General features: G+C 39.6%; 20 protein-coding genes. 7 read left to right on the forward strand and 13 right to left on the reverse strand.

The features are described from left to right. Positions 1–738 precede the first annotated feature (738 nt). Entirely contained in the window at positions 739–1,761 is a 1,023-nt protein-coding gene (holA, locus tag C4S38_RS03030; RefSeq protein WP_103982500.1) for a DNA polymerase III subunit delta, read from the reverse strand. A 12-nt stretch (positions 1,762–1,773) separates the two neighbouring features. After that, entirely contained in the window at positions 1,774–2,550 is a 777-nt protein-coding gene (locus C4S38_RS03035) for an AMP nucleosidase (protein ID WP_099465297.1), read from the reverse strand. Between the two features lie 46 nt (positions 2,551–2,596). Here C4S38_RS03035 and C4S38_RS03040 point away from each other — a divergent pair, with 46 nt between their 5' ends. Next, positions 2,597–3,052, forward strand: coding sequence for a type I restriction enzyme HsdR N-terminal domain-containing protein (locus C4S38_RS03040; protein ID WP_103982501.1), 456 nt, complete (start codon positions 2,597–2,599; stop codon positions 3,050–3,052). A gap of 414 nt (positions 3,053–3,466) precedes the next feature. Here the strand turns inward: C4S38_RS03040 and C4S38_RS03050 are convergent, their stop codons facing one another. The 7 genes from C4S38_RS03050 to C4S38_RS03080 all read right to left on the reverse strand — a co-directional run bounded on the left by C4S38_RS03050 (position 3,467) and on the right by C4S38_RS03080 (position 9,880). Then, complete coding sequence (locus tag C4S38_RS03050; protein ID WP_103982503.1) at positions 3,467–3,685, reverse strand: hypothetical protein; 219 nt, start codon at positions 3,683–3,685, stop codon at positions 3,467–3,469. 198 nt (positions 3,686–3,883) lie between these two features. After that, a complete protein-coding gene (gene nqrF, locus C4S38_RS03055) occupies positions 3,884–5,173 on the reverse strand; it encodes an NADH:ubiquinone reductase (Na(+)-transporting) subunit F (protein WP_103982504.1) in 1,290 nt (429 codons plus the stop codon). A 28-nt stretch (positions 5,174–5,201) separates the two neighbouring features. Further along, positions 5,202–5,819 (reverse strand): NADH:ubiquinone reductase (Na(+)-transporting) subunit E, encoded by a 618-nt coding sequence (gene nqrE / locus C4S38_RS03060; RefSeq protein ID WP_099465302.1) that lies wholly within the window; start codon positions 5,817–5,819, stop codon positions 5,202–5,204. A gap of 23 nt (positions 5,820–5,842) precedes the next feature. Continuing rightward, positions 5,843–6,472, reverse strand: a complete 630-nt coding sequence (locus C4S38_RS03065; RefSeq protein ID WP_099465303.1) for an NADH:ubiquinone reductase (Na(+)-transporting) subunit D — start codon at positions 6,470–6,472, stop codon at positions 5,843–5,845. Positions 6,473–6,475: 3 nt separating this feature from the next. Beyond that, positions 6,476–7,288: an NADH:ubiquinone reductase (Na(+)-transporting) subunit C gene (gene nqrC, locus C4S38_RS03070; protein WP_103982505.1), complete on the reverse strand. Its 813-nt coding sequence runs from the start codon at positions 7,286–7,288 to the stop codon at positions 6,476–6,478. A gap of 8 nt (positions 7,289–7,296) precedes the next feature. Next, a complete protein-coding gene (locus C4S38_RS03075) occupies positions 7,297–8,508 on the reverse strand; it encodes an NADH:ubiquinone reductase (Na(+)-transporting) subunit B (RefSeq protein ID WP_099465305.1) in 1,212 nt (403 codons plus the stop codon). A 22-nt stretch (positions 8,509–8,530) separates the two neighbouring features. Further along, complete coding sequence (locus tag C4S38_RS03080; protein ID WP_103982506.1) at positions 8,531–9,880, reverse strand: Na(+)-translocating NADH-quinone reductase subunit A; 1,350 nt, start codon at positions 9,878–9,880, stop codon at positions 8,531–8,533. 132 nt (positions 9,881–10,012) lie between these two features. Here C4S38_RS03080 and C4S38_RS03085 point away from each other — a divergent pair, with 132 nt between their 5' ends. Both C4S38_RS03085 and C4S38_RS03090 read left to right on the forward strand, forming a co-directional pair. Then, a complete protein-coding gene (locus C4S38_RS03085) occupies positions 10,013–11,284 on the forward strand; it encodes a type IX secretion system plug protein (RefSeq protein WP_103982507.1) in 1,272 nt (423 codons plus the stop codon). Positions 11,285–11,485: 201 nt separating this feature from the next. Further along, positions 11,486–12,055, forward strand: a complete 570-nt coding sequence (locus C4S38_RS03090; RefSeq protein ID WP_103982508.1) for a 3'-5' exonuclease — start codon at positions 11,486–11,488, stop codon at positions 12,053–12,055. Between the two features lie 64 nt (positions 12,056–12,119). Here the strand turns inward: C4S38_RS03090 and C4S38_RS03095 are convergent, their stop codons facing one another. Further along, on the reverse strand, positions 12,120–12,350 hold the full coding sequence (locus C4S38_RS03095; RefSeq protein ID WP_099465309.1) for a hypothetical protein: 231 nt from the start codon (positions 12,348–12,350) through the stop codon (positions 12,120–12,122). 154 nt (positions 12,351–12,504) lie between these two features. Between C4S38_RS03095 and C4S38_RS03100 the strand changes: the two genes are divergently transcribed. From C4S38_RS03100 to C4S38_RS03115, 4 genes are all read left to right on the forward strand, one after another. Then, a complete protein-coding gene (locus C4S38_RS03100; RefSeq protein WP_103982532.1) occupies positions 12,505–13,506 on the forward strand; it encodes an N-acetylmuramoyl-L-alanine amidase family protein in 1,002 nt (333 codons plus the stop codon). A gap of 96 nt (positions 13,507–13,602) precedes the next feature. Beyond that, on the forward strand, positions 13,603–14,838 hold the full coding sequence (locus C4S38_RS03105) for an anaerobic sulfatase-maturation protein (RefSeq protein ID WP_103982509.1): 1,236 nt from the start codon (positions 13,603–13,605) through the stop codon (positions 14,836–14,838). A gap of 6 nt (positions 14,839–14,844) precedes the next feature. Then, positions 14,845–16,377, forward strand: a complete 1,533-nt coding sequence (locus C4S38_RS03110; RefSeq protein ID WP_103982510.1) for a TldD/PmbA family protein — start codon at positions 14,845–14,847, stop codon at positions 16,375–16,377. Position 16,378: 1 nt separating this feature from the next. Further along, entirely contained in the window at positions 16,379–17,698 is a 1,320-nt protein-coding gene (locus C4S38_RS03115; protein WP_103982511.1) for a TldD/PmbA family protein, read from the forward strand. Between the two features lie 343 nt (positions 17,699–18,041). Here the strand turns inward: C4S38_RS03115 and C4S38_RS03120 are convergent, their stop codons facing one another. From C4S38_RS03120 to C4S38_RS03130, 3 genes are all read right to left on the reverse strand, one after another. Next, a complete protein-coding gene (locus C4S38_RS03120; protein ID WP_103982512.1) occupies positions 18,042–20,438 on the reverse strand; it encodes a S9 family peptidase in 2,397 nt (798 codons plus the stop codon). Between the two features lie 145 nt (positions 20,439–20,583). Next, positions 20,584–21,234, reverse strand: a complete 651-nt coding sequence (trhA, locus tag C4S38_RS03125; RefSeq protein WP_103982513.1) for a PAQR family membrane homeostasis protein TrhA — start codon at positions 21,232–21,234, stop codon at positions 20,584–20,586. A gap of 5 nt (positions 21,235–21,239) precedes the next feature. Then, the gene (locus C4S38_RS03130; protein WP_099465315.1) at positions 21,240–21,449 is read right to left on the reverse strand and encodes a heavy-metal-associated domain-containing protein; all 210 of its coding nucleotides are present in this window, start codon (positions 21,447–21,449) and stop codon (positions 21,240–21,242) included. Positions 21,450–21,459: the final 10 nt, after the last annotated feature.

The raw sequence follows: 21,459 nt of genomic DNA on the forward strand, positions 1-21,459 counted from the left end.
ATTATTTCCATTTATGCAATTTATTTTTATAAATCTAATCAGATACAACAGTAACATAAAATATACAATGATATACACTACGGTTGTAAACATCTAAAAAAGCTCAGTAAAATATCATAAAGTAAAACTTAAGAAATAGTATATAAACGATTGTTTATGTGATAATTATAATATATAAATAGGCGTAATTAAGCCTTCTTGTTTACATTTAGATTAGTAATAAAGGCAAAGTTTAAATAAGAAAATCAATAAACTTATATAAAATACTGGTTTTTGATTATTTATACTTTAATATATCGTAAATAAATAATTGAACTTTTTATACTGTTTACTTTACTAATATATACACTATACATATGTAACACAAATGTGTGATTGTATTTATGTAAACGTCACAATCATATGAATTACTTTTGCAACTGCATTTACATTTGTATCAAGAGTGATCCTTATCACATTTGTAACAAAAAGAGAATGCTCCTATTTAAAGTTACTGTCATATTGTCTTATTTACAAAAAAGGGAATAAGACTAACAATGATAAAAAGCCTAAACACCCTATTATCGGCAGTATTTCTGTATAATTATGTTGACCGTTGTAAATATTAAATTCTCAAGAAGTAAAAAATGGCGTAAATAACTGAAATATAAAAAGAAAGGGCACTTTTTCAGAATAATTATTTCTTTTATTCTGGAAAAAGTGCCCTTTCCTCCTTATTCAAATTGATAAAATATAGGCTCAGTGTAATATTTTAAATAAAAGTTCTTTTAGTAAATCCGAATCAGTAGCAGAACTATTCTCTACACCTTTTGATCTTGCGTCGGTAGTTCGTATATCCCCGATCAAATTAAAAACTTTCATTGCAGGATAATTTCTTAGACCGGTAATATAATCCTTCACCTGAAAATTACCTCTTAAACCTAATGCAGCCATAAGCCCCGCTTCCGAACGATCTTTTGTATAATAACAAATCAAAAGATTAGAAAAATAATTAAACAACACAGGAAGTGTCATTTGTATCGGATTATTTTTTGGATTTTTTTCAAAGTATTGCGCTATACGATTTGCTTTAAGTATATCTTTCGAAGCTAAGGCTTTTATTAATTCAAAATTATTATATTCTTTACTTATCCCGATGTTCTGTTCGATCATTTCCGGAGTGATGCGTTTTAAGCCCTTTTCAGGCAATAAAATTGCCAGCTTGTCCAATTCCTTATTCAGGCGGCTCAAATCGTTTCCAAGGAAGTCTGAGAGCATCTGAGAGGCTTTCATGTCGATATCTATAGCCCGCTGTTTCATTAATGAAATGATAAAAGTAGGCATTTTGTAATCCGGTACTTTTTTTGACTCAAATAAAACACCTGTTTTTTCCGCTGCTGCAGCTAGAGATTTCCTTCTATCCAGATTTTTATATTTATAATTTATAACAAGAACCGTAGATGCTAATGGATTTTTTACATAATTAGTCAATAATTCTATATCCCGCACCATTTGTGCTTCGCGCACAACGATGAGCTGATAATTAGACATCATAGGAAATCTACGTGCAGCATTGATTATTGCCGAAGCATCCGTATCTGCACCATACATAATAATTTGGTTAAAATCACGCTCCGATTCTTCCAAAACACTGTCTATCAACAAATCTGTAATTCTATCCATGAAAAAAGGTTCGTCACCCATCAATACATAAACAGGTTGAAACTTTTTTGCAGTTATATTCCTACAGATTTCTTCAAAATTATATTCTTTTTTAGCCATCCTTATACCATGTTACCAGCTGAAACGAATATGACGAATTGTTTTCTTTCCATTTATTATCTGTAACAAAGCCTCTATTCCCAACAAGACATGTTCACCTACAAAGCTTTGTGTCACTTTCCGGTCACTTTCCTCGGTTTTTACCCCTCCTTCATCCATTGGTTTATCAGAAATCATAAGTAAAGCGCCAGTCGGTATTTCATTGGCAAAACCGGCGGTAAGTAATGTTGCAGTTTCCATATCAATGCCTGTAGCGTGTGTTGAACGCAGATAATCCTTAAAATCCCTATCGTACTCCCAAACCCTACGATTCGTAGTATATACTGTCCCCGTCCAATAATCGCGCCCTTTATCACGGATGGCGGATGAAATAGCACGTAACATGGAAAATGCCGGTAATGAAGGAACTTCCGGCGGCAAATATTCATTAGAAGTACCTTCACCCCGAATGGCAGCTATAGGAAGAACGTAATCTCCTAAGTTATTTGCTTTTTTCAGGCCACCACACTTGCCTAAAAATAATACAGCCTTCGGTTTTATAGCTGATAATAAATCCATTATAGTTGCAGCATTCGCACTCCCCATTCCAAAATTAATGATAGTAATACCTTCTGCCGAAGCGTTAGGCATTGAACTTTTCAATCCTAAAATCGGGACTTTAAAATGATCAGCAAATATCTCGACATATTTAGTAAAATTCGTCAGAAGAATATACTTAGTAAAGTCTTCCAGCCTCCGCTCTGTATATCGAGGCAACCAATTTTCTACGATTTCTTGTTTTGTTTTCATAAATAACTACCTTTGATGGTAAAATATCAATTAGCAAATATAGTAAATGCTCTCGTTAAATTTACCAACATTCGCTGTCAATATAGCCGAAAAAGAAGGGAAGCGCATGATTTTGGATATTGTAAGACGCAAATACGTAGCTCTCACTCCAGAAGAATGGGTACGGCAACACTTTGTTAATTATCTTTTTACTACAAAAGGGTTTCCACATGAACTTTTGGCCAATGAAGTTTCCATCAAACTGAACAACACGTCAAAACGTTGTGATACAGTAATCTACAATCGTTTTTTAATTCCTTTAATGATCATAGAATATAAAGCTCCTCACATAGAAATAACGAAAGAAGTATTTGACCAAATTGCGAGATACAATATGGCTTTAAAGGTAGAATACCTGACAGTAAGTAATGGTATACACCACTTCTGTTGCAAAATTAACTACAACACACAAACATATACTTTCCTGGAAGATATACCCGAATATACTGATTTGGGGAAATAAAAAACTTTCTATCCTTAAAAAAAGACAGAATATTCACATTATAAAATGACTCTCCCCTTATCCTTCAACGCATAAACTGTAGACGGATAAGGGTTCGTCAGCCCAACCATTGATAAGGAGGAGGCAAATAGCTTTTCCTAAAAAAGATATCTGACAAAAAAACGCGGATTGTTACTTTTCCGGAAAAAACGAAAATAGTTTCAGAAGAGAAAGTTTTATTTTGGAATTCCAGTCCGGGGAAAGGGAATAGTATCAAAATAAAACTCTGCACAATAGACAAAACAGTAAACCACAGAGAATCTTGAATATATTGAGTTGAAAAATATTGCATATTTTGTACGTTACTAATTAAATTGCAACAAACATAGCAATATTTATTTATCAAGCAAATAATATTTGACCAAAAAGATGTTTTTAATTAAAAAAACTATTTTTTTCCATCATCTTCAGTATATTCAAATTCATTTTCTTTGCATATAACTCGATAGAATCTGATTTATATTCATATCTCATGGCTTCAGGTGTAGTAGTAATAACCTGTTCCGGAGTACGTAGTTTCATATCTTTCTCCTTATCAAAGAATAAAGAATAACCCAATAACACTACAAAAAATGATAATATCAACGGCTTCATGTCTACTTCTTTTAAATCTACATTAGCTTAGATGTAATTATAACGCTAAACGCTGCATTATATTTCATGTTTTTTGGAGAATAAGGTAATTTATTTTCTTTTTCCGCAAAAAAACATCTGGTAATGTGCTTTTTTTAGAAACAAAAACGGGGAAAGAATGTTCTCCTTTCCCCGTAATAAATAAACCGTGATTTATCTTTAAGCTCCGAAATCATCGAAGTGTAACATCTCACGCGGAACACCCAGATTATCAAGCATATTTTCTACAGCTTTTGACATTGGGCCCGGACCGCACATATAGTATTCTATATCTTCAGGAGCTTCATGATCCTTCAAATAAGTATCATAAATTACCTGATGAACAAAACCTGCCGTATATTTTACACCTGCAGCATCTGCAGCAGGATCCGGACGATCCAATGCCAAATGGAATGTAAAATTAGGAAATTCCTTTTCAATTGACAGGAAGTCCTCCAAATAAAATACTTCATTCAATGCACGGGCACCGTAGAAGTACGACATCTTACGATCCGTAGTCTTCAAAGTATTCGTCATATGCATAATCTGAGCACGTAGAGGAGCCATACCGGCACCACCACCAATCCACATCATTTCGCGCTTAGAGTTGAAAATCGGGTGGAAATCACCATAAGGGCCGCTCATAGTCACTTTATCACCCGGCTTCAGGGTAAAGATATAAGAAGACGCGATACCTGGCATTACATCCTGGAATCCAGGACCCTGATCTTTCGGTTTGAACGGCGGAGTAGCAATACGTACAGTCAACATGATACGATCGCCTTCTGCCGGATAGTTAGCCATTGAATAAGCACGGATAGTCGGCTCGTCATTCTTACATTTCAAGCCGAATAAACCAAAGTTTTTCCAGGCTCCCATATATTCGTCGCCAATTAAGTTCTTATCTATATCCTTGTCATAGTCCATAGAATAAGCAGGAATCTTAATCTGGGCATAAGAACCCGGAATAAAGTCCATGTGTTCTCCCTTCGGCAAAGCAACGATAAATTCTTTGATAAAAGTAGCAACGTTCTTATTGCTGATAACTTCACATTCCCATTCTTTAACACCGAATACTTCATCCGGAACCTGAACAGTCATATTTTCCTTTACTTTACACTGGCATGCCAAACGCCAATTATCTTTCACCTGCTTACGAGAGAAAAATCCCTTTTCTGTTGGCAAAATTTCACCACCGCCTTCAATAACCTGAGCACGGCACTGTCCACATTTACCACCACCACCACAAGCTGACGACAAGAAAATACCGCCACTCTGCAAAGCGCCAAGCAGCGTTCCACCTATAGGAGTTTCTATTTCTTTTTCCCCATTTACCTCCAGCTTCACATTACCGGACGGTACCAATTTTGCTTTAGCGTACAACAATGCACCTACAAGGATCAGTGTAACCAAAAGGAATACAACTGCCCCTGTTGCAATAGTAAGTCCGCCAGACATTAATAAAGTCATCTTTATTTCTGATTTAATGCGTTAATACTTAGATCTTAAGTCCGGAGAAGCACATAAATGCAATACCCATCAGACCTGTAATGATAAAGGTAATACCCAGACCTTTCAATGGTTTAGGGATATCTGAGTAAGTCAATTTCTCACGGATTGCAGCCATACCAACAATAGCCAGCATCCATCCGATACCAGAACCTAAGCCATAAACAGTAGCAACTCCCACGTTAGGGAATGCTTTCTGCTGCATAAACAACGAACCACCCAAGATAGCACAGTTTACAGCGATCAGAGGTAAAAATATACCCAATGATGCATATAATGACGGTGAAAATTTTTCGACAGCCATTTCAACTAACTGTGTAAAAGAAGCGATTGTAGCAATAAAGAGGATAAATGAGAGGAAGCTCAGATTTACATTCTGAAAATCAGCCCCTAACCAACTAAGCGCTCCTTCTTTCAATACATAGTTCTCAAGCATATAGTTAATAGGCAATGTACAAACAAGGATGAATGTTACCGCCATACCTAATCCTAAAGCAGTCTTCACATTCTTAGAAACAGCCACGAACGAACACATACCCAAATAGTATGCGAAAATCATGTTGTCAACAAAGATTGAGCGGACAAATGTGCTTAAATATTGTTCCATTCTATTTTCTGTTTAATGGTTTCTTAATTTTCCTGTAGTTCTTTGTTACGTGAACGGTGAACCCATATAATTACGGCGACAACGATCAGGGCCATAGGAGGCAGAATCATCAACCCGTTGTTTACATAGCCGAAGTCATAAAATGCCTGCGGGATAACCTGGAAGCCCAGCAATGTACCAGAACCAAGTAATTCACGAAAGAATCCAACAATAATCAGAATCAACGCATATCCTAAACCATTACCGATACCGTCCAGAAAAGATTCCCACGGACCATTACCCAAAGCAAATGCTTCCAAACGTCCCATCAGAATACAGTTTGTGATAATCAAACCTACAAATACAGACAATTGCTTATTGACATCATAAGCAAAAGCCTTCAGAACTTCACTTACAATTGTTACCAAAGCCGCAACAACTACCAACTGAACAATAATACGTATACGATTAGGAATCGTATTACGAAGCAGTGATATAATTACATTGGCAAAAGCCACGACAGCCGTTACTGAAATACCCATTACAATAGCCGGCTCCAGTTTTGATGTTACAGCCAATGCAGAACATATACCCAGCATCTGAACGATAACGGGGTTGTTTGCACTCAACGGGCCTAACAACGTTTCCTTATTCTTATTAGATAATAATCCCATTTTTTACTGATTTTGTGAAGTTAAAAACTTAACATAGCCATTCAAACTATTGAACAACATGGCATCAACACCTTTACTTGTAATTGTACCACCGGAGATGCCGTCAATATAATCCTGACCGGCAACACTCTTTCCTGGTTTGACAACAGCAATTGACTTGAATACACCATCTACAAAAATATGTTTACCAACAAACTCTTTGCTGAACGCAGGCTTAGAAATTTCAGCACCCAGACCCGGAGTTTCTCCCTGGTGGCTAAAGTCTGCGCCATAAACTGTATTCTTATCCTGGTCCAAAGAGATGTAACCCCAAAGCGGTCCCCAAAGCCCTGCACCGTGCAAAGCCAGAATATATTTGGTTTTACCGTCTACATTTGCAATAAATACCGGATACTCATGTTCTGCTGCTGCTTTCACCACATCAGCGCTAAATGCGTCACCTTCTACTTTTTCACCATTTTCATTAACTAAGAATGCTTCCTTAATCAATTCATTATATTTGGCTTCGGCTTCAGAAGCAGGAACCGTTACATTAATAGAACGAAGAATCTGTTGTCTCTTATCGTTTTCTTCATTCTTTTGCTGGAAAGATCTCAGGGATTGAGAAGTAAAAGCCAGCACAACTGCAACTAATACAACCATTACGGATGCATATATTATAGTATAAGCATTACTATTACGGTCTATTCCTTTCTTCTCAGCCTTTACTTCTTCAAATTCTGAAGCAGGAGCTGCACAAATAGGACACACGTCAGGCGCCTTATCTCCTTCGTGGACATAGCCACATACTTTACATCTAAATTTCTTTGTAGCCATACTCCTTCTTATTTATTCATTGTAATACTACGTTTCAATCTGTGGGTAATATTAGCTTCCACTACATAATAATCGATCAACGGAGCAAATACGTTCATCAGCAAGATAGCCAACATCATACCTTCAGGATAACCAGGATTCAATGCACGGATAATAATAGCCATAGCACCAACAAGGAAACCGTAGATATATTTACCTGTTTCCGTACGGGCTGATGTTACAGGGTCTGTTGCCATAAACACAGCACCAAAAGCAAAACCTCCTAAAAACAAATGATCAAGAGGAGTCACAGCCATTGCTACCGTACTACCGATCATATTAAATATTGCAGCCATGAATGCTCCACCAACAAATACAGAAATCATAGTTTTCCAACTAGCAATCTTTGTAATTAATAAGATGGCTGCTCCAATTAAAATAGCCAAAACAGAAGTTTCACCGATAGAACCCGGTATCAATCCGATAAATGCATCCATAGTTGTAAGCGGATGTCCCAAAACATCAACGGCTTGGAAAGAACCAACCATATCATTCGGAGCAACAGCAATCTGACCTAATGGAGTTGCACCGGAGAATCCGTCTACAACCTGACCGCCTCCAATTCCAAATGTATCAGTAGTACGAACCCAAACCTGATCGCCGGACATTGCTGCCGGATAAGCAAAGAACAAGAATGCGCGGGTTACTAATGCCACATTAAATACATTATAACCTGTACCTCCAAATACTTCCTTAGCAAATATTACAGCAAATGCAGTAGCTACAGCAATCATCCACAATGGAGTATCCACCGGAACAATCATCGGGATCAAGATACCGGATACAAGGAAACCTTCCTGAATTTCCTCCTTCTTAGCCTGAGCAACAGCAAATTCTATACCCAAACCAACTACATACGAAACAATGATCTTAGGCAATACGGCCAAAAGACCAAAAATAAAAGTCATGCAAAATCCGGGATCAGCACCTACTGCCAAGTTATGCTGATAGCCGACATTATACATACCAAAAAGCAAAGCAGGCAACAAAGCAATCACAACAACTATCATTGTGCGCTTTGAGTCAATACTGTCATGAATATGTACGCCTGATTTTGATGTTGTATTCGGAACAAACAAAAATGTTTCGAAACCATCAAACACAGAACGGAACATCGCCAGCTTTCCGCCCTCCTCAAAGTTAGGCTTAATCTTGTCGAGATAATTCCTTAACGCTTTCAATGTATTCTAATTTTTAATGTTATTAATTCATTTCCTTGTACATCAGGTCAAGACCATTGCGTACTATTTTCTGTATTTCTATCTTCGAAGTATCTACAAATTCGCATAAAGCAAAATCTTCAGGAGCTACTTCGTATATACCCAGGTTTTCCATCTTATCAATATCAAAAGCAATAATCGCTTTCAACAGATATTCCGGATAAATATCCATAGGGAATACTTTATCATACTCGTTAGACATGATCATGGCACGTTTACCACCTTTAATACGGGCATCTATAACATATTCTTTGTTTTTGCCAGACAACCAGGTCAGATAAGAATGACTTGTACTATACTTTCCAAAACCGGGAACACCCCAACCCAGGAACTCATGAGTATCATCACCTTCAGGAATAATAGTTATCTGATTATCGTATGCACCCAGATAGCCGTCATTCAAAACCTTAGTACCGGTCAATACATTGCCACTGATAATACGAACATGTTCATTATTATTCAATATCTTACCTTTTACAAGACTTTCGATTGTACATCCGGCTATTGTTTTGATATATCCTCTTTCTGTCGTTTCAGAACCTGTTATCGCAACCAAGCGGCTAAAGTCGGCAACACCTTTATTAAATAAGCGTCCGATCATAATAACATCAGCAGGATTAACGGTCCAAACAACTTCCCCTTTATTAATAGGCTTAACATGATTAATCTGTACCCCTACATTAGCTGCAGGGTGCGGACCTTCCACTTCTATAATTTCAACATTATTTGCTTTTACGGAAGAACCTCTCCTTATTCCAACATATACCTTTCCGGTGGTAAGTTTAGCAAGAGCATCCAATCCTGTCTGAAAATCAGCTTCTTGTCCTTTTATAATAAAATCGAAGTCTGGAGCTAACGGAGCCGAATAAAACGCAGAAACAAAAATGTCACGCGGAAAATCGGTAGGCGTTGCAACAATGTCATACGGACGTTGTTTGATACAAGGCCACAAGCCGGCATTCAAGATAGCATCTCTTACTTCTTCACCATTCAGCGAGGCTACATTCTTTTTGCCGAATTCTTCATATTCGATCTGCGCATCCGGCTTTACAACAATGTTCAGCACTTTACGCTTTTCTCCTCGGTTTACGGCAGTTACTTCACCACTTACTGGCGAACCAAACTTGATTTCGGGACGGTTCTTGTCAATCATTAATACAGAACCTGCTTTGACTTTATCTCCTACTTTGACAACAACTTTAGGGATAATACCGTTATAATAATCGGGGACAATAGCATACGTGGCACTATTTCCTCCGTTTAACAGTACATCCGAAGCTTTGCCCTTCAGATTAATGTCTAAACCCTTTTTAATCTTTATCACATTTGCCATGATACAACTAAAATTGTTTATATGTAATTTTCCCGCAAAAGTAAACATTTTTTTATGCTTAAAAGCAGGTTTAGAGAAATAATTAGAGAAATAATTCCATAATTTTGCACCGGCAAAGAAATAATAAAGAAAATGAAAGTATTTGGTACACTAATAATGCTACTCTGCTTCATCGGAATACCGGTGAAAGCACAACAAACGACGTATTATACAAACGTTAGCAACAAGCAAATAAAAACGCTCCAGGTAAAGGTTGCCGGAGAAATGTTTTCTAATCCATGTATCGAATTAAACGGAGAAGATCGTATAGAAATAAATTTTGATGCATTGAATTCAGGAGGAGTACGTTATGCTTATTCTTTGATCCATTGTAATGCCGATTGGACGAAGTCTATCCTTTCTCCTATTGAATACATGAATGGTTTTCAAGGTATGACAATCGATGATTTTGCAAATTCAATGGGTACTACCGTACAATACACCAACTATCGTCTTCTTATACCGAATGAAGATGTGCAACCAAAAGTATCAGGGAATTATGCTCTTACAGTATATAAGGAAGATAATCCCGCTGCAATAGTATTTACGGCTTGTTTTTCTGTTGTAGAACCTATCGTAGGGGTTTCTGCCTCCGTTAGTGGCAACACTGACATTGACACAAACCAAAGCCACCAGCAGGTAAGCTTTGCCATCAACAACAAAAACTTTTCAATTCCTTATCCGCAAACCGACCTGAAAATATGGGTGTACCAAGACAATCGCCGCGATAATGCAGTAACAGGATTACAACCTATGTCTATCCTGGAAAACCAAATCACCTATTCCAACAACCCAAAACTCATATTTGAAGCAGGAAATGAATACCGGCGTATGGAGTTTCTGAGCAACAAATATAACGGTATGCATATACAAAATATCACTTTCCACAACCCGTATTATAATGTGGAACTTATGAAAGATTACAAACGCACCAGCGAAAGTTACCAGTATGACCAGGATCAGGACGGACGCTTTTTTATTCGTTGCAGCAACTGTAATGATCCCGACACGGAAGCCGATTATTTTATAGTTCACTTCACATTAGCTTGCGATGAAATCCCTGAAGGGAATGTCTATTTAAACGGAGAGCTATATAATAATGTATTAGACAACAATAGTAAAATGGACTATAACCCGGAAACAAACCAATACGAAAAAGCTGTATTATTAAAGCAAGGAAGTTACAACTATCAATATCTGTTTGTTCCGGATGGGCAAACTGTTGGAGAAACCGCTCCTATCGAAGGAAATTTCTATCAAACGGAAAACGAATATTCAATTTATGTATATTATCACCCGATGGGGACAAGATATGATCGTTTGATTGGTGTAACATCAGTTAAAAACGCTATGCAGGTATTTTAAAACCGTCCCGATGATTTTATAAAAAGATCCCGATGTTTTTTCGAAACCATCGGGATCTTTTCTAAATCATTGTTGTTTCCGCTCCTGTCTATAACCAAAGTAGCAGATAATATCATTGTATTTTCCCGCCGCACCATATTGGATACTATAAAATTCTTACCTTTACGGAAAATTTATATTTTCTAACATGGCACAAATACTATGAAACTACTATTTTTCGACCTGGAAACAACAGGTATCAAATACTGGCGTAACGGAATCCATCAACTAAGTGGAGAAATTATCATAGATGGCGTTACGAAAGAATCTTTCAACTTCAATGTATGCCCCCATCCGAAATGCGATATAGAAGAAGAAGCTCTGAAAATATGCAATGTAACCAAAGAACAAATACTGTCTTATCCCCCAATGGGGGAAATATATAGTAAATTTGTAGGCTTGCTGTCCAAATATATAGATAAGTATGATAAGAAAGACAAATTTTTCCTTGTTGGTTATAACAATGCTTCTTTTGACAATTATTTTCTAAAAGCTTTTTTCGTTCAGAACGGGGACAATTTCTTTTATTCGTGGTTTTGGGTAAACTCGATAGATGTAATGGTATTAGCCAGCCAGCACTTATTGGATAAACGTCCAAGCATGACCGATTTCAAACAAGAAACCGTAGCACGTACATTAGGAATAAAGCTTGACCCTACAAAACTTCATGATGCTTCGTATGATATTTATATCACCAAAGAGATATACAAGAGACTAACTACCCTATTTTAAGGAAACAAGAGAATGCAGGAGTATCCTTCCTGCATTCTCTTCACAAAACAATTTATTACGTTACTTAATTTGATGTACTATTCTTCGCAGCACCTGTAACATGTTCAACCCTATCTTTAACATATTCTACCTGATTTTTACCGGCATCTACCGCATTCTTAACAGCTCGTTTCGTTTTATCGGCAAATTTATCCAGATCATCATGCAAACAATCAAAATCACCATGATCTTCCATACGGCGGATCATATACCCAACAATAACACCAAGCCCTAAGCCTAAAAGTAAATCTTTCATAACCAACTTATTTTAAATGATTAATATAATTATTTCTTATATCTATGAAACAGAAAAGCCAGTAAGATAGTTCCGCGCTTTTTCCTTTTAATAATTCATTTTGGTTCCTGTTAACACAGAAATACGTATCTTTACTGCACAAAAAAAACAGGGTATGGCCTTTAAAAAGATAACATTCGTATTAATCGTTCTATTTTTAATATCAGCATATACATTAAGCGCACAAGAGAAAGCAGTTCCTAAATCAGGAGAAGGGATTACTTTATTCCTCAAACGACACAACCGTACCGGCAAAGAGCATTACAAACAGTTCATTGAATTAAATAAAAACAAATTAGGGAAAGGTAACACCCTGCGTATGGGTGTAAAATACACCTTGCCTCCACTACAAAAGAACACAGCCGTTACCAGGCGCAAAAATTACGAACCGTTATTCGGTAAAGAACTGGCACGATACAACGTAACATCGTCTGAACTAAAAGACGCATGTTTTTATTTGGTAAGCGGCCATGGAGGTCCCGATCCGGGCGCTATTGGCAAAGTCGGGAAAACAGAGCTGCATGAAGATGAATATGCCTACGATATCATGCTCCGGCTAGCCAGAAATTTATTAATGAAAGGAGCAAAAGTACACATCATAATACAAGACCCCAAAGATGGCATACGCAACGCCAAATACCTGAACAACAGCAAGCGAGAAACTTGTATGGGCAGCACAATCCCTTTCAGCCAATTCAGAAGACTGGAACAACGTTGCAATAAGATTAACGGACTATATAAAAAAGATAAAGAATCTTATCGACGGGCACTCTTTATTCATGTGGATAGTCGTCATAAGGGAAAACAAACCGATGTATTTTTCTATCATTCTTTAAAAAGCGAACAAAGTAAACAACTGGCAAAAACTCTCCGTTCCACTTTCAACAGCAAGTACAACAAGCATCAACCGGGACGAGGTTTTAAAGGGACAGTCGAGAAACGAAGCCTATACGTACTCAACCATACGGTTCCTGTATCAGCGTTTGTAGAACTGGGTAATATACAAAACAGTGACGATCAAAAGCGCCTTGTGCTTAGCGACAACCGTCAGGCATTAGCCAACTGGTTATGCGAAGGATTTGTAACAGATTACAAACGAACCATAAAAAAGAAATGATTCCACTGTTTTCGGTTAACTTATTACGTATATGAGAGGCTAATCTAATATTTTTCATAACTTTGTAATTCAATACATATTCGTATAAAAACACCTATGGATAATCCCTATATATCACCGTTTGCGAAACCTGTATACGTGATGTTGAAGCCGGTTGGTTCAGTTTGTAACTTAGCATGTAAGTATTGTTACTATCTGGAGAAAGGGAAGTTGTACCCTGAAGTTAAAAATCATATTATGACAGACCAACTTCTGGAAAAGTTTATCCAAGAATATCTGGAATGTCAAACCATGCAGCAAGTTCTTTTCACCTGGCATGGAGGAGAGACATTAATGCGTCCGATCAGCTTCTATAAAAAAGCACTAGAACTACAACGAAAGTATGCCCACGGCCGGCAGATAGACAACTGTATCCAGACAAACGGAACGTTGCTGAACGATGAATGGTGTCGCTTCTTTAAAGAGAACAACTTTCTTGTAGGTGTCTCTATCGACGGGCCACAGGAGTTTCATGACGAATACCGCCGAAACCGGCAAGGTCTTCCCTCCTTTTACAAAGTGATGAAAGGCATCGAATTGCTGAAAAAACACGGAGTGGAATACAACGCAATGGCAGTGGTAAACGACTATAATGTAGATTACCCGCTTGAATTTTACAATTTCTTTAAAGAAATAGACTGCCGTTACATACAGTTTGCCCCCATTGTAGAACGCCTCTCGCAACACGCAGATGGCACGCAACTGACTTCTCCCGAACAGCAGGATGCGAATATCAAATTAGCATCATTCTCGGTAGACTCTGGTAAGTGGGGCAACTTCCTGTGTACCATTTTTGATGAATGGCTCAAAGAAGATGTGGGTAAATACTACATCCAACTGTTCGATTCCACACTAGCCAACTGGATAGGCGAGCAACCCGGAATCTGTACTCTTGCCAAGAACTGTGGACATGCAGGCGTAATGGAGTTCAATGGCGATGTATATGCCTGCGACCACTTTGTTTTCCCCGAATATAAATTGGGTAATATCCAAACGCAGACATTAACAGAAATGATGTACAGCCAACGCCAGCTAAAGTTCGGAACAGATAAACACGATAAGCTGCCATTACAATGCAAAGAATGCGAGTACCTCTTTGCCTGCAATGGCGAATGTCCCAAAAACCGCTTCATGCATACGACATCCGGCGAACCCGGCTTGAATTATTTGTGTAAAGGCTATAAGAAATTCTTCCACCATGTAGCTCCTTATATGGACTTCATGAAAAAAGAACTGTTAGCACAACGTCCGCCGGCAAATGTAATGAAATGGGCAAAAGAACGTAACATATAAAACAATATGAAATACAACAGACGTGATTTTATTAAAACAGGAGGTATGGTTATGCTTGGCTCTTTAGCGACCCCCTCTTTTCTAGGAAGTTGTACCGGTAACACTGCTGATAAAGCGGCCGGTATCTCATTTGCATTAAACCATTTCGGTTTAAGTGAAAACGACATGAAAAAAGTGCTGTCCGCAGCATTGGAAAAAGGAGGAGATTATGCAGATCTTTTCTTTGAACACTCTTACCGCAATAATATCAGTTTGCAGGATGGAGCAGTAAACCATGCTTATTCCAACATAGACTTTGGAATGGGTGTACGTGTACTTTCCGGAGATCAGACAGGTTATGCATACGTAGAAAACATTTCGCTTGACGATATGTTGAAAGCCGCCCAAACAGCAGCCAGGATTGCAAATAGTACAGCTACCAAAGGTCCTGTCAAACTCACAGAAGAACCTATTGTCAACAATTTCTACGGCGTGCAAACACCCTGGGACGAAATTGCTGTTAAAGAGAAAACGCCTTACCTGCAAAAACTGAACGACGCTATTTTTGCTTTAGACAAACGGGTGCAAAAGGTAATGGCTTCATTGGGAGACATGACTTCACACATACTGTTCTGCAACTCCGAAGGACAGATGTATTATGATTATCGTCCTATGGTAACATTGGGAGCCGTATGTATTATGGAAGACAATGGTAAGATTGAAAACTCGTATGCCTCACGTGCATTCCGCATGGGAGCAGAATTCCTTGCAGATGATATTATTAACGAAGTAGCCAAAGAAGCAGTAGATAAAACGTCTATACTCTTTCAGGCCATCAAGCCTAAAGGTGGAGAAATGCCCGTTGTAATGGGAGCCGGAGGTTCAGGTATCTTGTTGCATGAAGCGATAGGACATGCGTTTGAAGCCGATTTCAACAGGAAGAATACATCCATCTTCTCCGATCAACTAAATAAGAAAGTATGCAACGAGCATATCAATGTGGTAGACGATGGAACCATTCCGTTTAACCGCGGCTCTGTAAATATAGACGATGAAGGCATAGAAGGGCAAAAGACATACATCGTAAAAGAAGGTATTCTTACAAGCTACCTGCACGACCGCATCAGTGCCAAGCACTATGGAATCCGTTCTACAGGCAATGGCCGTCGCGAATCGTTCCGTCAGATGCCTATTCCCCGTATGCGTGCCACTTACATGGAAGCCGGAAACGTAACGGAGGAAGAGATGATCTCTACAATCAAGAAAGGTATTTACGCTTCCAGTTTTACAAACGGGCAAGTACAGATTGGCGCCGGCGACTTTACATTCTTCGTAAAAGACGGATATCTGATTGAAAACGGAAAACTGACCCAACCTATCAAAGATATCAACATTATTGGCAACGGGCCTAAAGCTCTAGCCAATATCACAATGGTTGGCAACAACTACAAGATGGATAACGGAACGTGGACATGTGGCAAGGACGGCCAGTCGTGTCCGGTAACCTGTGGCATGCCGTCTGCCTTAGTTAGCAAACTTACTGTAGGAGGAGAAAATTAATATGATAACTAAAGAAAATAAAAAGCTAGCCCAGTGGGCTATGGAATATGCGTTAAAGAATGGTTGCCAGGCATCGCGCGTAAGTCTGTACAATGGTTCGAGCAGCTCTTTCGAAATTCGCGACATGAAAATAGACCGCCTGCAACAGGCTTCGGAAAACAGTTTGGTGATCCACCTGTTTGTAGACGGCCGTTATGGTTCATTTTCTACGAACCGTCTGGACAAGCAGGAATTGGAAAAGTTTATCCGTAACGGAATCGACTCTACCCGTTATCTGGCAGAAGATAAAGCACGCACCCTGCCGGATGCTTCCCTCTATTATAAAGGAGGCAGTGCTGACTTACAGTTGCTGGATCCCAAATTCGATTCTATCCAACCGGACGACAAAGTTGCCCTGGCTATGAAAACCTGCGAAGAAATGATGGGAAAAGACGACCGCATTATCTCAGCCAATTCTTCGTACAGCGACGAAAAGGACTTTAAATATATGGTTGCCAGCAACGGCTTTGAAGGAGACGCATGCGGTTCGTCTTTTAGTTTGGTGGCAAGCGTAAGTATCCGCGGCGAAGGCGATGCCCGCCCCGAATCATATTGGTATGATTCTTCCCTCTATTACGATACTTTAATGAAGGAAGGAATCGGAGTAAAAGCCCTTGAACGTGTTTTCCGGAAACTGGGACAGAAAAAGATAGCATCAGGCAAGTACACGATGATTGTAGACAACATGAACTCGGCCCGTCTCCTATCTCCCGTAATTGACGCACTATATGGTTCTTCTATCCAGCAACGCAACTCTTTTTTACTTGATAAACTGAATCAACAAGTAATCGGAGAAAAGATTACATTAATGGATGAACCACATCTTATCCGGGCATCGGGGGCGCGTTACTTTGACGGCGAAGGAGTGGCAACCAAGAAACTGCCTGTATTCGAAAACGGTATTCTTAAAACATATTATATCGATACCTACACGGCAAACAAGATGGATATGGAACCAACTATTGCTTCTCCTTCCATTCTGGCTCTGCAACCGGGTGACAAAGATTTAAACGGATTGATTGCGTCTGCAGATAAGGCAATCCTTGTGACCGGTTTCAACGGAGGTAACTGTAACAGTACAACCGGAGATTTCTCATATGGTATAGAAGGCTTTCTGGTCGAAAAAGGGAAACTTGCACAACCCGTTTCCGAAATGAATGTTACAGGAAACATGCTTACTTTGTGGAGCAATCTGGCAGAGGCAGGCAATGATCCGCGCACATCTTCAAGCTGGAGGATACCATCGCTGGTATTTGAAGGGGTAGACTTTAGCGGACTGTAAAAAAGAACTTCTTATACGAAAAGGTAGGGGGTGTGTCAAAACGCTATTACCGGACGCAGATAACGCAGAACACGCAGAAAAACGCAGACTGATTTTATTAATAATCAATACGGTCTGCGTTTCTCTGCGCTCCGTCTGCGTAGTCTGCGTTCCTTAATTCCGACTTTTGACACACCCCCTTCCTTTTCGACTGATAATTCCAAACACTCTGCAGGCATAACTCTAAAGACTTTGCACCCATAACTCTAAAGACTCTGCACCCATAACTCCAAAGACTCTGCACCCATAACTCCAAACACTCTGCACTTATAACTCCAAAGAGTTTGGAATTGTAAGCCGTCTGTTATCTGTTCGGTATATCTACCGATGTCTCAGACGTACCCAGCAAATGCTGCGAGAAATAATCCACCAGGCGCCAGTAGAAATACTCGTTCATATCACCAAAACCGTGGCGTTGCTGCGGAAGAATAAGCATATCGAAACGTTTATTGGCACGAATCAAAGCATTTACCACACGAAGCGTATTACCCGGGTGTACGTTGTTGTCTATATCCCCGTGAATAAGCAATAAATGGCCTTTTAGCTGCTTAGCTATTTCAGGGTTGCTCTTGATATTGTACACAAAAGCAGTGTCGCCTTTGTCCGTCACTTCCTCCTTTACGCCGTGATGCGTTTCGCTCCACCAGCGGTTGTAAATCTTATTGTCGTGGTTGCCGGCACATGATACTGCCACCTTAAAGAAATCCGGATATTGCAGGATAGCCGCCGTAGACATAAATCCGCCACCCGAATGACCGTGAATACCTACGCGATGGATATCAATAAATTTATACCGGTCGGCCAATTGCATGATAGCAGCCTTCTGATCGGCCAGTCCATAGTCTCGCAGGTTGCCGTAGCCATAGTTGTGATACCATTTGGAGCGACTGGGATGTCCACCACGATTACCAACAGAGATAACGATAAAGCCTGCCTGAGCCAAACGGTCGGTACGCGGCGTCATGGCCTTAAACGGGTACACGGTAGCCTCCACCTGTGGACCGGGATATACATAATCAATAATAGGATATACTTTTGTCGAATCAAAATCGAAAGGTTTGTACATTACCCCGTACAAGTCGGTTATGCCATCGTCGGCCTTCACTTTGAAAGGTTGCGGAAACTGATAGCCGGCAGCAAACATCTGCGAGAAATCACTCTGTTCCAACGACATTATTTTACGTCCCGTATTGTCGTACAAGTCGGAAGACGGAACAGTATTAACACGTGAATAGTTATCTACAAAGTATTGGCAATCGTCATCCATACGGGTTTCGTGGAAGTAATCGCCGGCGGAGATCAACTGCAATCCGCTACCATCCAGATTCACACGATAGAGATGTTCGTAATATGGATTCTCGTCTTTCTCCTTTCCATTAGCCAGGAAATAGACTACGCGTTTAGCTTCGTCCACTTTTAATATCTGGTCTACATGCCAGGGGCCGGAAGTGAGACGTTTCTTCAGATTACCCTGATCATCATATAAATAAAGATGCGCCCATCCATCGCGTTCGCTCCAATGAACCAATTCCTTTCCGTTGTTGATAGCGGCCAGCGGACGGACTTCGATATAGGTATTCATACGTTCTTCTATTATAGGACGGATAGCGCTTTCACCAATCGTATATGAGCATATATCAATACGGTGCAAATCCCTGCTCGAACGTGTCACGAAGAAACGGTTATTGTCTCCCGCCCAGCAGCGGGGCTGTTCCTTCATATCACGTTGTTTCTCCAATAAAGGCTTACGGGCAATCTGCAATGTCTGATCTTTATAGGCAGATGTAGCAATCTGCTTATAGCTGTTATTATCCATGTCAAACAAAAGCAGGTATTCAACAGGAGCTTCTGCCTCTCCCGGCATTTGGTACTTATAGGTTTCCAATGTAGGACGGGGTTCTGCCACGGAGTTGATAACCCAAAGCTCCTTAACGGCACGGCTATCGGTCAGTGTAATGGCAAAATGGCGGGAGTCGGGAGACCAAACCAAATCATCCGGATAACGGCGTTTGCCATTACAAAGCGTATCTGTATTCAATAAGCTGCGAGGTTCGCCAAAGCCGAAACTCTTTACACAATCCGTAGTCAAAGGAATCTCTGTAATGGATTTATCGTTCCCGTCTTTCTTTATTTTCTCATAATCCTCACGCGACATACGATACAGATTCATATCCTTGGCATAGACCACCGTTTTGCCATCCGGAGAAATAGAAGCCCATTCAGGGTATTTGTCTTCTTTTTTATCTTTCAGTTCTGTCAGTTTGCGTGTATTATAATTGTATGAGAAATAGGCCGAGTCTTTCGGGGTCTTTACCTGGAACGTAAAAGTAGAACCATCCGCTTGGGCTTCCAGTTTTTGTATGGGAAGGTGCTGGGATGTAAACGGGGTTTTCATTATTTCCGTAACTTCAGAAGCCAGCTTATCAAGATCAAACAACGGATGCTTTGTCTTCGTTGCAGGATTGACTACATACCAGTTTGTGCCGTTGGTTGTCTTATACTCATACCAAAAACTATTTCCTTTCTGAAACCAATGCGGATCCACCGTAGTTGAGAAAAGCATATTCTTCAGTTTATCTTCGGTGAAACGTTGGGCCAACGTATAGTTTGGCGTTACATCGGAGGGCAATTCTTGTGACTTTGCTTCCTGAAAGTAGCACATACCGGCAGCAAGCAACACGAATAGTAATTGTTTTTTCATGATATTATAACAGATTTAAGTTTCCGTACCTCAAAAGTAAAAATATTATTCACGAATGCACAAAAATCATCCCGATCATTTTTTTAATCATACTGATGATTTTGAAAAATGATCGGGATGATTTTTTCCGGACACCGGGAACAGTTCATACTAAATTATAAATGGCAAAGAAATGGCATACAGATCCGCCCAACACAAACACGTGCCAGATAGAGTGCATATACTTATGGCTATCCAAATAAAAGAAGATGGTTCCAACCGTATACGATAATCCTCCGGCAATAAGCCAGTATAATACATCCATAGAACCGGTTTGCCTGAAAACATCTACCAGCGGCTTGAACGCAATAACCACTACCCATCCCATTGCCAGATAACAAACGGTTTTCAAATGGTCTTTCTTCTTCATCTTGCGGAAGCTAAGCCACACTCCTATTATTGCAGCAATCCAAACCGTAGCAAAAAGGCTCCATCCCCAATATCCTTCATTACGCAAAGCCAGCAATGTAAACGGAGTATATGTCCCGGCTATATGAAGATAAATAGCGCTATGATCGAACCGCCTCAACAGGCGTTTACGCCGTGCATGGGCAGATGCATGATAAAGCGTAGAAGTAACATACGATAACGTCATACATACAGCATACACGGCCACACTCCCTATAGCCCATGTATCGCCACTATAAACGGCTTTATATATTAAGACAGCAAGTGCTATCATCCCAAATACCATACCAGCACCATGGGTAAGCACATTGGCTAGCTCTTCTCCGTAGGTTTGTCGTTGTTTTACCATCTCGTTTACAATAGCTGTTCGGCCTTAAATCCTGCTTCAGTTACCGCAGCTATAATAGTAGTGGCAGGAAGTTCGGTTGTTACAATGAGTAACTTTTCCGGCTTCGTCAGGTCGATCGACCAATTGCCCGGGTTCAAAATCTTATTTAACTTATCACCAATGGCAGACACACAACCGCCACATTTGGCATTCGTCTTAAATTTCAATGTAGACATAATACGATTT

The sequence above is a fragment of the Parabacteroides chinchillae genome (genome assembly GCF_900108035.1).
GTDB classification, from domain to species: Bacteria; Bacteroidota; Bacteroidia; order Bacteroidales; family Tannerellaceae; genus Parabacteroides; species Parabacteroides chinchillae.

Bases quoted from the DNA above. Each gene is read 5' to 3' on its own strand.
- C4S38_RS03090 (WP_103982508.1), top strand. From the start codon at position 11,486: ATGAAACTACTATTTTTCGACCTGGAAACAACAGGTATCAAATACTGG.
- C4S38_RS03130 (WP_099465315.1), bottom strand. From the start codon at position 21,449: ATGTCTACATTGAAATTTAAGACGAATGCCAAATGTGGCGGTTGTGTG.
- trhA (WP_103982513.1), bottom strand. From the start codon at position 21,234: ATGGTAAAACAACGACAAACCTACGGAGAAGAGCTAGCCAATGTGCTT.
- C4S38_RS03095 (WP_099465309.1), bottom strand. From the start codon at position 12,350: ATGAAAGATTTACTTTTAGGCTTAGGGCTTGGTGTTATTGTTGGGTAT.
- C4S38_RS03105 (WP_103982509.1), top strand. From the start codon at position 13,603: ATGGATAATCCCTATATATCACCGTTTGCGAAACCTGTATACGTGATG.
- C4S38_RS03110 (WP_103982510.1), top strand. From the start codon at position 14,845: ATGAAATACAACAGACGTGATTTTATTAAAACAGGAGGTATGGTTATG.
- C4S38_RS03080 (WP_103982506.1), bottom strand. From the start codon at position 9,880: ATGGCAAATGTGATAAAGATTAAAAAGGGTTTAGACATTAATCTGAAG.
- nqrE (WP_099465302.1), bottom strand. From the start codon at position 5,819: ATGGAACAATATTTAAGCACATTTGTCCGCTCAATCTTTGTTGACAAC.
- C4S38_RS03115 (WP_103982511.1), top strand. From the start codon at position 16,379: ATGATAACTAAAGAAAATAAAAAGCTAGCCCAGTGGGCTATGGAATAT.
- C4S38_RS03065 (WP_099465303.1), bottom strand. From the start codon at position 6,472: ATGGGATTATTATCTAATAAGAATAAGGAAACGTTGTTAGGCCCGTTG.
- C4S38_RS03120 (WP_103982512.1), bottom strand. From the start codon at position 20,438: ATGAAAAAACAATTACTATTCGTGTTGCTTGCTGCCGGTATGTGCTAC.
- nqrC (WP_103982505.1), bottom strand. From the start codon at position 7,288: ATGGCTACAAAGAAATTTAGATGTAAAGTATGTGGCTATGTCCACGAA.
- C4S38_RS03085 (WP_103982507.1), top strand. From the start codon at position 10,013: ATGAAAGTATTTGGTACACTAATAATGCTACTCTGCTTCATCGGAATA.
- C4S38_RS03035 (WP_099465297.1), bottom strand. From the start codon at position 2,550: ATGAAAACAAAACAAGAAATCGTAGAAAATTGGTTGCCTCGATATACA.
- C4S38_RS03050 (WP_103982503.1), bottom strand. From the start codon at position 3,685: ATGAAGCCGTTGATATTATCATTTTTTGTAGTGTTATTGGGTTATTCT.
- C4S38_RS03100 (WP_103982532.1), top strand. From the start codon at position 12,505: ATGGCCTTTAAAAAGATAACATTCGTATTAATCGTTCTATTTTTAATA.
- nqrF (WP_103982504.1), bottom strand. From the start codon at position 5,173: ATGACTTTATTAATGTCTGGCGGACTTACTATTGCAACAGGGGCAGTT.
- holA (WP_103982500.1), bottom strand. From the start codon at position 1,761: ATGGCTAAAAAAGAATATAATTTTGAAGAAATCTGTAGGAATATAACT.
- C4S38_RS03040 (WP_103982501.1), top strand. From the start codon at position 2,597: ATGCTCTCGTTAAATTTACCAACATTCGCTGTCAATATAGCCGAAAAA.